Genomic DNA, 13,131 nt, shown 5'->3' on the forward strand with positions numbered 1-13,131 from the left:
GTCCCCGCGATTCGTGCCGAATGTGGTGAATTCTCGCGCGAAAGCCGCGATTCGTGACGAATGTGAGCGGCGTCAGGCGCGGGTCGAGGAGGCGATGGGCTCGCGGGGAGCGGCGTCAGCCGCGTCCTCGGGGCCGAACCAGGCGCGGTAGCGGGCGGACGCCCAGACGCCGACGGCCTTCGACCAGCCGTGGCTGCGCTTCTCGATCAGCCAGGTGAACCCCACGGCGACCAGCACCGCGAGCGGGATGGCGAACAGCAGCGGCACGTACCAGGTCTGACCGGCGAACAGGTAGGTGCTGAACAGGATGATCGGCACGTGCACCAGGTACAGGCTGAACGAGATCGCGCCGAGGAACTGCAACGGCCGCGACTCGAACACCGCGCGCAGGGGCGTCCAGCCGAGCGCGGCCACCACGAGACCGGCCGCCGCCAGCGGGACGAGCCCCTTCAGCACGTTGTCCAGCTCGGGGATGCTCCCGACGCCCGGCCCGACCAGCCACGGCGCGATGAGCAGCAGTGCGCTCCCGATGGTGAGCCCGGCCCAGAGCGGATGCCGGAACCAGCGCGTGTTGATCCGCGCGGCCGCGTCGCGGACCGCGTCCAGCCGCACCGCGACGATCGCGCCGACGAAGAACGCGGGGAAGTACTCCAGCTCCCCCGACCCGGCGTGCGCGCCCAGCCAGGTCAGCGCGCACGCCAGCGCCAGGCCGCCGATCCACCACCTGCGCACGGCGAGCGCCGCGATCGCGAACACCGGCAGCAGCAGCGAGAAGGCGAGCTCCCAGCGCAGCGACCACAGCGGGTTGTTGATCTGCCCGTCCCCGCCCAGGAGGTCGATCGCCTTCACGATGTACTCCCAGGAGAAGTCGGGGGTCGAGGAGTTGCTGAGCCACGTGCCGCTCGGCTGCGGACTCACCTGCGGGATGGCGGCGACCCACGCCGCGGCGAGCACGACGGACGCCGCGACCGGCACCATCAGCCGCACCACGCGGCGCGGGAAGTAGGCGACCCAGTCGAAGCCGCGGCGCCGCACGACGGGCAGCGTGACGACGAGCCCGGACAGCACGAAGAACACGATCACCGACTCCACGCCGGCGGTCGCGAGCTTGAGCGGCGTGTAACTGATCCACCACATGAACGACCCGGCCGGGGCGTGCCCGCCGCCCGGGGCGCCCGGGAACTCGGGGTTCGTGTAGAGCGAGTGGTGCAGCACGACCACGACCGCCGCAAGTCCGCGCAGCCCGTCGAGGGCCGTCAGGCGTGCACCGTTCTTCGTCACCGTCTTCTCGTCCACACGTCCACCAGTACCCGTCATAGGCGGGCGACGGTACCGGCGGGCCCTGGGCGGTTCCTGTGACCTGTTCAGGGGTCACCTGGGAGCGGCGGGGCCATCCGCGGGCGCGGAATTGCGCGGAATTGCGCCGATTCCGCCTCAGTGCCCGGCCGGGGCGGGGGTCGCGGTCGACGGCGTCAGCGCCTGCCGCACAAGCCGGTGGATCTGCGTGTAGTCCGGGTCCGTCGGGTCCGGGATCGTGGGCGGGACCAGCTCCAGCTTGTCGACGGGCTGCGCGCGGGTCTTCATGCCGAGGTCGACGAAGTAGCCGAGCATCGACTGCGGGATGTCGGTCTTCATCACCTGCGTGCCGGCCTTGGCGATGTCCTGGAACTTCGTGACCACGTTGAGCGGGTTGACCTGTTTGAGGATGGCGTCCTGCAGCTGCCGCTGCCGCGCCATCCGGTCGTAGTCGCTGGTGCCGTGCCTCGCCCGGGCGTACCACTGGGCGTGATAGCCGTCGAGGTGGCGCTGGCCGGGCTGGATCCACTCCACGACGCCGTTCAGGTTCTCGTCGCCGCCGATCGGCACCTTCTCGCTCACCGTGACATCGACGCCGCCGAGCGCGTCGATGAGGTCGGCGAAACCCTGCATGTCGATGAGGACGTAGTACTGGATCGTCAGGCCGGTCGCGCCCGCCAGCGCGTCGCGCATCGCCTCGATGCCCGGCTCGCTCTGCTGCTTCTTCGCACCCGGGTACAGGTCCGGCTTGTAGAGCTCGACCTCCGTGTAGATGGAGTTGAGCTGGCAGACGTCGACATCGCATTTGTCGTGATAGCCGTAGCCGTCCGGGTAGAGGGCGTGCAGCGGCGAGCCGGCCGGGAAGGGCACCGGGTTCAGGTCGCGCGGCAGGCCGATCGTGACCGCCTTGCCGGTGCTCGCGTCGATGCTGACGATCGACATGCTGTCCGGCCGCAGTCCCTGCCGGTCCGGCCCGGCGTCGCCGCCCAGCAACATGATGTTGTAGCGGCCGTTCACCGGCGCGACGGGCGCCGCGTCAGCGAAGATGTCGCCGAGGGCGCCGCGGGCCGACCCGGCCACCGCCGACCCGTAGGCAGCGGTGCCCGCCAGCCCGACCAGGACGACGACCGAGAACGCGGCGATCCAGCCGCGCGCGTTCGCTCGGGCCTTGACCAGCCGGACGAGCCGCAGCGTGTCGAGCGTGAGCACGACCCACAGGATGGCGTACGCGCTGAGCAGCAGCTGGACGGCCGTCAGGCTTCCCGCCTGCGTCGCGAAGGTGTAGAGCGACGACGGGGACGCGAGCGCGAGGATCAGCGCCACGATCCCGAGGAGCCAGAGCAGCAGCGTCGCGAGGATCCCCACCCGTCCGAGGACCCGGTTGCCCGCGACCAGCTGCGGCGTGCCGGGGAGCAGGATGTTCAGGCCGACCAGCCACCAGCCGCGCGCGGTCATCTCCCCCGGCGACGAGACGTCAGGGTGGCGAAGCGGGGTCGCCGAGCTCATAGCCGCGACTGCAGCGCCCGGTTCTTCTCCTCCACGCTCGCCTCGAGGTCGGCGGCGAAGCGCGCAAGAGCGTCCGACAGCTCCGGGTCGGAGGTGGCGAGGATCTTGATCGCGAGCAGCCCGGCGTTCCTGGCGCCGCCGATGGAGACCGTGGCGACGGGGACGCCGGCCGGCATCTGCACGATCGACAGCAGCGAGTCCAGCCCGTCCAGCCGCGCGAGCGGCACCGGCACCCCGATGACGGGGAGCGTCGTGACCGCCGCGACCATGCCGGGCAGGTGCGCCGCCCCGCCGGCGCCGGCGATGATGACGCGCACGCCGCGCGCGGCCGCCGCCTTGCCGAAGGCGATCATCTTCTCGGGCGTGCGGTGCGCGGAGACGACCTCCACCTCGTGCGCGACACCGAACTCGGTGAGCACCTTCGAGGCCTCCTCCATCACCGACCAGTCGGAGTCGGAGCCCATGATGACGGACACCGAAGGCAGGGACTGTGCGGGCATGGGAACCAGGATAGGGGCGCCGCGGGATGGGCGGGTTAGGCGCGCGGAGGTGCGGGCCTAACGGCGCCGCTCACCCCTCGAAGAACGCCGCGGCCGCCCGCGCCCGGTAGACCACGTCGTCGAGGTCGTCGCCGCCCACCGTGACGTGCCCGACCTTCCGCCCCGGCCGCGGCGCCTTGCCGTAGCCGTGGAACTTCGCCTCGGGGTGCGCCGCCAGCGCGGCCGGGTAGCGGTCCTGGAGGGTCCCCTCGGCCGGTCCGCCGAGGATGTTGACCATGACCGACCAGTCCTCGCGGGGGGCCGTGGAGCCCAGCGGCAGGTCGAGGACGGCACGCAGGTGCTGCTCGAACTGGCCGGTGACGGCGCCCTCGATGGACCAGTGGCCGCTGTTGTGCGGGCGCATCGCGAGCTCGTTGATCAGGACGCGGTCGTCCGTGGTCTCGAACAGTTCCACCGCGAGCACGCCCGTGACGCCGAGGCCTTCGGCGACGCGGCGGGCGATGTCGGCGGATGCCTGCGCGACCCGGCCGGCGGCGCCGGGGGCCGGCGCGATCACCTCGGCGCAGACGCCGTCGCGCTGGACCGTCTCCACCACGGGCCACGCAGCGACCTCGCCGGAGGGCCGGCGGGCGACCAGCTGGGCCAGCTCCCGGCGGAAGTCGACCAGCTCCTCGACCAGCAGCGCGCCGCCGTGGCCGTCCTCGGCGAGCGCGAGGAACCAGTCGTCCGCTCCCGACGCCTCGGTCACCACGCGGACGCCCTTGCCGTCGTAGCCGCCGCGCGCCGTCTTCACGACCGCGCGGCCGCCGTGGTCGGCGAGGAAGACGCCGAGCTCATCCGCGGACTCGACCGCGGCCCAGTCCGGCACCGGCAGGCCGAGCTCGCTGAGCTTCGCGCGCATCTGCAGCTTGTCCTGCGCGTACAGCAGCGCGTCGGGGCCCGGGTGCACCGGGATGCCGCGGCCGACCAGCTCGCGCAGGATCGCCGGCGGCACGTGCTCGTGGTCGAAGGTCACCACGTCGACCGTCTCGGCGAACGCGAGCACGGTGTCCAGGTCGCGGTAGTCGCCGACGCCGGTCGCGGCCAGATCGGCGCTCATCCCCTCCGCCTCCTCGAGGACGCGGAGGTCGATCCCGAGCTCGACCGCGGGAGGGATCATCATCCGTGCCAGCTGTCCGCCGCCGATCACACCGACCCTGTTCCTGGCCATCTCCGATGTCTCTCCTCGATACTCTTCACATGGTGCGCGGGCAACTCCCAGATACCGGACACCTGGGCCGCGTATTGTGGCGAACGCACTCCTATCTTCTCGCATCACCAGGCTGGAGCATGACGACCGAGACGACCACAGCGCGCCGTACCGCGCGCATCCTCCCGCAGCTGATCAAGTTCGGCGCGGTGGGCGCCGTCGGCTTCGGCGTCAACCTCGTCGTGTTCAACGTGATGCTGCTGATCGTGCTGCGCAACGTGCAGCACGCGACGATCTACTCGACCATCATCGCCACGGTCATCGCCATCCTCACCAACTGGATCGGCAACCGCTACTGGGCGTTCTCCGGCCAGCGCCAGGAGAACGCCGCGCGGGAGGGCGTCGAGTTCTTCGCGGTCAGCCTCGCCACCGGCACCGGCATCCCGCTGGTCTGCGTGTGGGTGTCGCACTACCTGCTGGGCATGGCCAACCCGGTCGCCGACAACATCTCGGCGAACGTCGTGGGCCTGGCGATCGGCATGCTGTTCCGCTTCGCCCTCTACCGCTGGTGGGTCTTCGCGCCCGGCCGCGGCGCCGCGAAGGCCGCGCAGCGCGAGGCCGCGATCGAGCCCGCGGCGACGACGGCCTCGACGCTAGCGCGAACCCCAGACGGTGGTCTCGTCGGAGACTGACTCCGACTGCTGCCTGCGCACCGCGACGACGGTCTGCGCGTGCTCCATCAGCTCGGTCAGCGCGCGCTGCACCTGATCGGCCTTCGGCACGTCCTTGAGGACGACCGGGTGGTCGAGCCCGGAGTTGATCCGCACGTCGCCGGAGCGGAACATGCTCTGCAGCCAGTTCCGCTTGACCGCGACGTCGTAGCCGCGGCTGTGCAGGAGCTCCTGCCGCACCCGCACGAAGAACCCGTGCCGGAGGATGAGCCGGCGCGTGGTGATCGTGTAGCGGCGGCTCAGCCAGGCCGCGAGCGGCAGCAGGAACAGCAGCAGGACCACGGCGGCCGCGGCGCTCCAGAGCAGCACGACCTCCCACACCTCCGAGACGCGTCCGGCGAAGTAGCCGACGCCGCCCGCAGCGAGGATCAGAACGAGGCTCGGCCAGAACATCGCGCGCGCGTTCGATCGCAGCCGGGCGATGACCCGCTCGGGCGGCGGCGCGGGCGTACCCTCCGGCGTGCTGCTCATGTCTCCCATTAATACCGCAGGTGCGTCACGTCGCCCGCCGCCACCGCCGTCGGGCCGTCATCCGACTCCACGATCAGCCGGCCGGTCTCGTCGATCCCCGTCGCGGTGCCGAGCAGCACGTCGCCGCCGGGCAGCTCGACGCGCACCGAGCGCCCGATGGTGTGGCAGGCCTCCACGACCTCGTCGCGCAGCGCGCTGCGCACCGGGTCGCCGCCCGCGGCCACGAACTCCCGGTAGAGCACGCTGAGCTGGGTGAGGTACGCCGCCAGCACGGCGTCCGGGTCGATGTCCTCCGCGCCGGCGAGGGCCAGCGAGGTGGAGGTCGGGGTCGGCAGCTCGTCCTGCTCCAGCGTCAGGTTCACCCCCGCTCCCACGATCACGCCGTCCATGCCGGGGAGCAGCTCCGAGAGGATGCCGCAGACCTTCGCCTCCTCGATGAGCACGTCGTTCGGCCACTTGACCGCGACGTCGCGGGAGACGAAGCCGGAGAGCGCGCGGCTCATCGCGACCCCCGCCAGGAGCGGAAACCAGCCGAGCGCCTCCGGGCCGAGGCCCTCCGGACGCAGCAGCACGGAGATCGCCAGCGCCTTGCCGGGCGGGGAGACCCAGACCCGGCCCAGCCGGCCGCGGCCGCCGGTCTGGTTGTCGGTGACGACGACGGCGAGGTCGGGCAGGTCTCCGGCGCGCGCCTGCAGCACGTCGTTGGTGGATGCGGCCTCCGGCAGCACCTCGAGGACGGGGACGACGGCCCTGCTGCGACGGAAGCTCATTGCTCAATTCTGCCAGCGAACGGGCGCGGATTTGTAGGATTCCCTAGACGGCATGGCTGTTCGGCTGGCAGGTAGAGTGAACGGCGTGACCGACACCGAAGCACGTCAGACCCCCGATCCCTTCACGACCGCCGGCAAGCTCGCCGACCTCAAGGAGCGGTTCCACGAGGCCGTGACCGCGAGCGGCCAGGCCGCGATCGAGAAGCAGCATGCGAAGGGCAAGCTGACCGCCCGCGAGCGCATCGACCTGCTCCTCGACCAGGGCTCGTTCGTGGAGTTCGACGAGTTCGTGCGCCACCGCACCCACGCGTTCGGCATGGAGGCCAAGCGGCCGTACGGCGACGCGGTCGTGACCGGCGTCGGCACCATCCACGGCCGCAACGTCGCGGTCTTCAGCCAGGACTTCACCATCTTCGGCGGCAGCCTCGGCGAGGTCGCCGGCGAGAAGATCATCAAGGTCATGGATCACGCGCTGAAGACCGGCGTGCCGATGATCGGCATCCTCGACTCCGGCGGCGCACGCATCCAGGAGGGCGTGGTCGCCCTGGGCAAGTACGGCGAGATCTTCCGCCGCAACACCGCGGCCTCCGGCGTCATCCCGCAGATCTCCATCGTGATGGGCCCGGCGGCGGGCGGCGCGGTGTACTCCCCCGCCCTCACCGACTTCGTCATCATGGTAGACAAGTCCAGCCACATGTTCGTCACCGGCCCGGACGTCATCAAGACCGTCACCGGCGAGGACGTCGGGTTCGAGGAGCTCGGCGGCGCGCTGACGCACAACAAGATCTCGGGCGTCTCGCACTACCTCGCGAGCGACGAGGAGGACGCCCTCGACTACGCGCGCACCCTGCTCAGCTACCTGCCGCAGAACAACCTGGCCGAGCTGCCGGTGTTCGAGGCGGAGCCGGAGCTGGAGATCACCGACGCCGACCGCCGGCTCGACACGATCATCCCGGACTCCCCCAACCAGCCGTACGACGTGACCACGATCATCGAGGGCATCGTCGACGACGGCGAGTTCCTGGAGATCCAGCCGCTGTTCGCGCCCAACATCGTGATCGGCTTCGCCCGCGTGGAGGGCCGCTCGGTCGGCATCGTCGCCAACCAGCCGAGCTCCATGGCCGGCACCCTCAACATCGACGCTGGCGAGAAGGCATCCCGGTTCGTACGCTTCTGCGACGCGTTCAGCATCCCGATCCTCACCCTGGTCGACGTGCCCGGTTACCTGCCCGGCACCGACCAGGAGTGGACCGGCGTCATCCGGCGCGGCGCGAAGCTGCTCTACGCGTACGCCGAGGCCACGGTGCCGCTGGTGACGATCATCACCCGCAAGGCCTACGGCGGCGCCTACATCGTGATGGGCTCCAAGCAGCTCGGCGCCGACATGAACCTCGCCTGGCCGACGGCCGAGATCGCGGTCATGGGCGGTCAGGGCGCGGTCAACATCCTCTACCGCGGCGAGATCAAGCGCGCGGAGGAGGCCGGCGAGGACGTCGCCGCCGTGCGCGCCCGCCTCGCCAGCGAGTACACCTACAACGTGGCCAGCCCGTTCCTCGCCGCCGAGCGCGGCGAGCTGGACGGCGTGATCGAGCCGGCCGCCACCCGCATCTCGGTCATCAAGGCGCTGCGTGCGCTGCGCACCAAGCGCGCGTCGATGCCGCCGAAGAAGCACGGGAACATCCCGCTGTGAGCGGGGCGCATCAGGCGTCGGCCGGCCCGTCCCCGCTCGACCCGTCGCAGCTGCGGTTCCTCACGAAGGGCGTGACCCCGGAGGAGATCGCAGCGGTCACCGCTGTGCTCGCGACCGCCGCCGCCGAGGCCGCGGCGGCGGCGCGCGACGCGCGCCCGCAGCGGGGTCCGGACGGCTGGCAGCGCACCCAGCGCGGCCTCCGCTCGCCGCTCACGCCGGGCCCGGGCGTGTGGCGCTCGTTCTCCGGCTGAGGCGTCCCCCGAGCGCGGGGCAACGTACCCCGAAACCGGATTTGTACCCCGATCGGGGAGTCCCCCACTCGTGGGTCAGTCGACATTCCGCCACACTCGTTTTGCGACGCCGGAAAAGTGTCCCCCAGGGGTCCCCCAAAATGACGACTATGTATTTATCGCCCGGGCCGACAATATTGTTATTGCTAGGTGTCTCTCCTCGTGAGTCACACCGCCAATCACTCGCCGACTAGGGTAAGCGGGCGAGTGCTTTGGGGGCGAGTCAGGGCGATATTCGGGTTGTCGCCCTGACTCGGGGTTTGAAAAGGGGCCGACAAATTCGGGTGTCGGCCCCTTTCTCCTTTTAACGCGCAGTCGGACCACGCGTCATCGGCCGGGAGCACGTGAACGGCCCCAGCCGCACGCCCGAGGGGCGTTCCGGGGCTACGCAGCGCAGGGGGCTCAGGAGGAGGCGACGGCGACGGGCCGCGGGATCTCCAGCCAGAGGTCGACCTCGTCGTCCTCCGACTCCGCCCCGAGCGCGTTGGCGGCGCCGTCGTCGGACATCCGCAGGCCGACCACCGTCACGGCGGTCTTCGACGAGCGGGGCACGGTGCGCACGATCAGCTTGTCCGTCGTCGTGCCGCGGATGGCGTCCGCCAGCCGCCGCAGGACCGTCTCCAGGCCCGTCTGGTCCAGGTCGTCGATCCCGCCCTCGTCGAGCAGGCTGACGACCACTCCACGACGGCGGGCGTCCATGACCTCGCGCCGCACGTCGTCGTTGAGCAGCCGGCGGCCGCGGATCTCGTCGCGGATCGCGCCCTCCAGGTAGCGGCACTCCCGGCGCTCCGCCTCGGTGAGGTCGCCGCCCCTGCGCACGATCTCGGCGAGCATGGGAGCGGCGACCCGGTAGGTCTGCCGCAGCCGCAGCTGGCGCTCCATGACGTGCGCCTCCTGGGCGGCCTGCCACTCGGTGGCCTCCCGCTCGGCGCGCGCGAACTGCAGGGCGTCCCTGCCCGCCTTGGCGAGCGAACCGGAGATGACGACGGCGACGCCCACCCAGACGACGGAGCCGATCACGCCCAGGCCGGCGAGCGCACCCGGACCCGCCCAGACGACCGTCTGCACCGCGAGGAAGCCGACGCCCACCCACGCGACGAACTGCTGGCGGCGCACCGCGGCGATCGTCATCAGCGTGCCGACGGCCGCGACGTACCAGGTCGCGTAGCCGTTGTCCTTGGCCGGGTTCAGCTCGCTGGTGACCAGGATCGGGATGACGACGCACACCGCGAGGTCGAACGCGGCGAGCCACAGCGGCATCTTGGTCGGGCTCGTCGGCCACAGGCTGATGACGGTCGCGACCGCGTACAGCGCCATCGCGACGACCGCCGGGACGGGCGTGCGCGGGATCGACAGCGACGAGAGGCCGAGGAACAGGTGGTACGCCGAGAACAGCGCCCCGAGCCCGAGGAACAGCAGGCGGTTGAGGGTGATCATCCGGCCGCCTCCTGCTCGCGCTCCACGACGGAGCCGCGCTCGCCCGCCGGCCAGACGATGGTGACGGAGGTGCCCTCGCCCGGGGCCGACACGACCGTCGCCCGGCCGCCGACCTTGGCGAGGCGCTCCCGGATGCTGACCCGGAGCCCGAGCCGCTCCGCGGGGACCTCGTCGGCGTCGAAGCCGCGGCCGTCGTCGCTCACCACCACGCTGACCGCGGCGCCGTGGTCGCCGCCGCGCACGACCACGCTGCGGTGGACGTCCTCTCCCCCGGCGTGCTGCATGCTGTTGACCATCGCCTGCACGGCCGCCGAATAGACCGCCTCCGCGACGTTGACCGGGAGGCTGTGCAGCTCGGCGTCGTCGCGCACGTCCACCTCGAACGGCGACGAGAAGGCACGGGCCGCCGTGACCAGCCGGTCGGAGAGCTGCTCCACACCGACCTGCGTCTGGTCCTCCGGTCCGGACGCCTCCGCGGCGTGCAGGTGGCCGATGGCGTCCGCCGCCATCCGGGCCGCGAGGTCCTTCTGCTCCGGCGTGCGGGCGCTCGCGGCGGAGAGCAGGGTAGTCAGCACGCTGTCGTGCACGATCGCGTCCACCTGCACGCGCTCGACCTCCGTGGCGTGCTGCCGAACGGCGTTGCCGTACTTGGCGAGCGCCTGGCTCTGCGCGACGTCGACAGCGGTCGCCGCCTGGCGCATCATCGCGATGATGGCCAGGATCACGCCGCCGAGGATGATCGCGTACACCGCGTCCAGGCCCGCCAGCTCGGCGCCGACCCCGCCGCCGGCGGGCAGCGCGCGGACGACGCCGTACGCGATCGGAGTGATGAACGTGTAGACGATCGCCAGCCAGAGCGGGTAGGCGACGGCGGCGAACGCGGTGAACACCGAGCAGAGGAACCACACCCACGGCTTGTCCGAGGCGAACGCCTGCGGGTCGTCGGCGAGCAGCGGCCAGGTGACGATCGCGGCGAAGTACACCAGCGAGAGCACGCCCATCGTGATCTTGACGAAGCGCTGCGCGAAGATCGCCAGCAGCACGGTGAACGCGAGGCCGCCGAAGACCAGCACCAGCACGACCAGGCCCCACGGGCTGCGCAGCGCGCCCAGCTGGCCGAGCGCCGTCGGGAAGGACTGCAGGCCGAACACCAGGCCGAACGCCGACACCGTGCGGTCGGCGATGCGCTCGATCCTGGCGCGACTCAGCGGATTGCGTGGCTTGGACGTCTCGAGGGGTGCTCCCGCCGTGGAGCGCTCGAGGCTAGGAGCGCTCATTGCCCGTGTCGGGGTCGAGCCCGGGCAGGATGCCGTCCTCCACCGCGCGGCGCAGCAGGTCGACCTTCGTCGGGGCCGGACGGCCCACCTCCACGTACTTGACGCGGATGCGGTCGAGGTACTCGCGCGCCGTCGAGTTCGCGATCCCGAGCTGGGCCGCGACGGCCTTGAGCGGGAGGCCGGACGCGTACAGGTGCAGCACGTCGCGCTCGCGGCGGCCGAGCTGGGCCTTCGCGAAGTCGCTGTCGGCGTCGATCGCGGTCGCCCACTCCAGGTTGTTGAGCACGTCGCCGCGCGCGACCGTCTCGATCGCGTTCATCACGGTCGTGGTCGGCGAGGACTTGGGGATGACGCCCGCGGCGAGCGCCTCGCGCACGCTCGCGACCCGGTCGGCGATGCTGTGGACGAGCACGGCTGCGCCGGTCGCCTGCGCGCGCTTGACGTTGTCGGTGACCTTGGAGCCGTCGCCCAGGGAGAGGTCGAGGACCACGACGTCGCACTCCTGCGAGCCGAGCTGCCGGACGAAGTCGTCCACCGTCGCCGCTGCGACCACCACGTCGTAGCCGGCGTCCTGACAGGCCGCTTTGAGCCCGAGCCGCACGGACTCGTGATCGTCGACGATTGCCACTCGCACCATGCTGACCATCGTAGTGCGCGAGTACAAGTATTCCGGCGTCAGGGGGTCAGCGTGGCGACGGCCTCCACGTGGTGGGTGTTCGGGAACAGGTCGAAGGCGCGCAGCGTCCGCAGCGGGTACCCGCGCTCGGCGAAGTAGGCGACGTCGCGGGCCAGGGCGACGGGGTCGCAGGCCACGTAGACGACCTGGGCCGGGCGCATCGACGCGATCGCGTCCACCACCTCGCGGCCGGCGCCGGAGCGCGGCGGGTCGAGCACGACCGTCGCCGCGCGCAACCGGGAGCGCTCGGCGGCGGTGGCCTCGGCGGCGAGCCCGGTCACGAAGCGCTCGACGCGCGCGGTGACGGCGGTCGCGCCGACCCACTCGGCCAGGTTCTCCGCGGCGTCGTCGGTGGCCGCCTCGTCGGCCTCCACCGAGGTGATGCGCAGGGTCGGGCCGAACCGGTCGCCGAGGGCCGCGGCGAGCAGGCCGACGCCGCCGTAGAGGTCGAGGTTCGCCGCGCGCGGGTCGAATAGCGCCTCGTCGACGGCGGAGCGCACCGCCTCCGTCAGCGTCGCCGCCGCCTGGCGGTGCACCTGCCAGAAGCCACGGGCGTCGAGCCGGAACTCCCGCTCGCCCACCCGCTCGCGGATCGGGACCGGCCGGCGGCGCGGGCGGATGAGCCGCTTGCCGCGCCGCTCCGGGCGGTCGTTGACCAGCACATGGGTCGCGCCGGACCCGGTCGCGACGACGTCCACCGACTCCGCGCCGGGGAAGCGCTGGCCGAACGGAGCGGACTCCTCGACCGTCGCGGTCGCGAGCGGCAGGTCGGTGACCGGGACGATGGTGTGCGTTCGCGCGGCGAACGGGCCGATCGCGCCCTCCTCGCCGACCTGGAGGCGGACGCGCGTGCGCCAGCCCGTGCCGTCCTCGGTCTCGCCGGAGACGGCCTCCACCGCCGGACCCGCGCCGTCGACGCCGAGCGCGTCGATGGTCTCCGCGTCCAGCCGGGCCGTGCGCTGGAGCGCGTCGACGATGACCCGGCGCTTGAGCTCGCGCTGGTGGTCGAGGCGGATGTGGCCGAACTCGGCGCCGCCCGCGCGCTGTCCGGGGGCGCGGCGAACGGAGGCAGCGTCCCAGACGTGCTCGCGGCGCTCGGCGGCGGGCTCCAGGACCTCCAGGAGCTCGGCGCGCCAGAACCGGTCGTGCGCGCGGTCGGCCACGCGGGCGCGGACGCGCTCCCCCGGGAGGGTGTCGGGCACAAAGACCACCCGGCCCTCGTGGCGGGCGACGAACACGCCGCCGTGCGCGACATTGATAATGTCGAGTTCGACCTCGTCCTTCTGGGGCATCCATCG

Annotated in this window: 13 protein-coding genes; 3 read left to right on the forward strand and 10 right to left on the reverse strand. The window is 71.7% G+C overall.

Annotated features, from left to right (window positions below; translation table 11 throughout):
• Positions 1-72: 72 nt before the first annotated feature.
• From HNR13_RS16830 to HNR13_RS16845, 4 genes are all read right to left on the reverse strand, one after another.
• Positions 73-1,281, reverse strand: a complete 1,209-nt coding sequence (locus HNR13_RS16830) for an acyltransferase family protein (RefSeq protein WP_343063595.1) — start codon at positions 1,279-1,281, stop codon at positions 73-75.
• A 153-nt stretch (positions 1,282-1,434) separates the two neighbouring features.
• Entirely contained in the window at positions 1,435-2,802 is a 1,368-nt protein-coding gene (locus HNR13_RS16835) for an LCP family protein (protein ID WP_179607653.1), read from the reverse strand.
• Positions 2,799-3,302: a 5-(carboxyamino)imidazole ribonucleotide mutase gene (gene purE, locus HNR13_RS16840; protein WP_179607655.1), complete on the reverse strand. Its 504-nt coding sequence runs from the start codon at positions 3,300-3,302 to the stop codon at positions 2,799-2,801. The genes HNR13_RS16835 and purE overlap by 4 nt, the downstream gene beginning before the upstream one ends.
• A 70-nt stretch (positions 3,303-3,372) precedes the next feature.
• Positions 3,373-4,617, reverse strand: a complete 1,245-nt coding sequence (locus HNR13_RS16845) for a 5-(carboxyamino)imidazole ribonucleotide synthase (RefSeq protein WP_382312045.1) — start codon at positions 4,615-4,617, stop codon at positions 3,373-3,375.
• Positions 4,618-4,631: 14 nt separating this feature from the next.
• Here HNR13_RS16845 and HNR13_RS16850 point away from each other — a divergent pair, with 14 nt between their 5' ends.
• Positions 4,632-5,183, forward strand: a complete 552-nt coding sequence (locus tag HNR13_RS16850; protein ID WP_179607658.1) for a GtrA family protein — start codon at positions 4,632-4,634, stop codon at positions 5,181-5,183.
• Here HNR13_RS16850 and HNR13_RS16855 read toward each other — a convergent pair.
• On the reverse strand, positions 5,145-5,693 hold the full coding sequence (locus tag HNR13_RS16855) for a PH domain-containing protein (RefSeq protein WP_218881250.1): 549 nt from the start codon (positions 5,691-5,693) through the stop codon (positions 5,145-5,147). The two genes, HNR13_RS16850 and HNR13_RS16855, sit on opposite strands and share 39 nt — an antisense overlap.
• 8 nt (positions 5,694-5,701) lie before the next feature.
• Positions 5,702-6,463 carry a biotin--[acetyl-CoA-carboxylase] ligase gene (locus tag HNR13_RS16860; RefSeq protein WP_179607660.1) on the reverse strand — a complete coding sequence of 254 codons (762 nt, stop codon included), beginning with the start codon at positions 6,461-6,463 and terminating at the stop codon, positions 5,702-5,704.
• Positions 6,464-6,515: 52 nt separating this feature from the next.
• Between HNR13_RS16860 and HNR13_RS16865 the strand changes: the two genes are divergently transcribed.
• Positions 6,516-8,153 (forward strand): acyl-CoA carboxylase subunit beta, encoded by a 1,638-nt coding sequence (locus tag HNR13_RS16865; protein ID WP_179607662.1) that lies wholly within the window; start codon positions 6,516-6,518, stop codon positions 8,151-8,153.
• Positions 8,150-8,404: an acyl-CoA carboxylase epsilon subunit gene (locus tag HNR13_RS16870; protein WP_179607664.1), complete on the forward strand. Its 255-nt coding sequence runs from the start codon at positions 8,150-8,152 to the stop codon at positions 8,402-8,404. Before HNR13_RS16865 ends, HNR13_RS16870 begins: the two co-directional genes overlap by 4 nt.
• 441 nt (positions 8,405-8,845) lie before the next feature.
• On the opposite strand, the gene HNR13_RS16875 is transcribed toward HNR13_RS16870, so the two are convergent.
• The 4 genes from HNR13_RS16875 to HNR13_RS16890 are packed head-to-tail and all read right to left on the reverse strand — an operon-like array spanning position 8,846 to position 13,125.
• Positions 8,846-9,880, reverse strand: coding sequence for a hypothetical protein (locus HNR13_RS16875; RefSeq protein WP_179607666.1), 1,035 nt, complete (start codon positions 9,878-9,880; stop codon positions 8,846-8,848).
• Entirely contained in the window at positions 9,877-11,157 is a 1,281-nt protein-coding gene (locus HNR13_RS16880; RefSeq protein WP_179607668.1) for an ATP-binding protein, read from the reverse strand. Before HNR13_RS16880 ends, HNR13_RS16875 begins: the two co-directional genes overlap by 4 nt.
• Complete coding sequence (locus HNR13_RS16885; protein ID WP_179607670.1) at positions 11,144-11,794, reverse strand: response regulator transcription factor; 651 nt, start codon at positions 11,792-11,794, stop codon at positions 11,144-11,146. Before HNR13_RS16885 ends, HNR13_RS16880 begins: the two co-directional genes overlap by 14 nt.
• 38 nt (positions 11,795-11,832) lie before the next feature.
• The gene (locus tag HNR13_RS16890) at positions 11,833-13,125 is read right to left on the reverse strand and encodes a class I SAM-dependent RNA methyltransferase (protein WP_179607672.1); all 1,293 of its coding nucleotides are present in this window, start codon (positions 13,123-13,125) and stop codon (positions 11,833-11,835) included.
• Between the last annotated feature and the right edge of the window lie 6 nt (positions 13,126-13,131).

The organism is Leifsonia shinshuensis (assembly GCF_013410375.1).
In the GTDB taxonomy this organism is placed as follows: Bacteria; Actinomycetota; Actinomycetes; order Actinomycetales; family Microbacteriaceae; genus Leifsonia; species Leifsonia shinshuensis.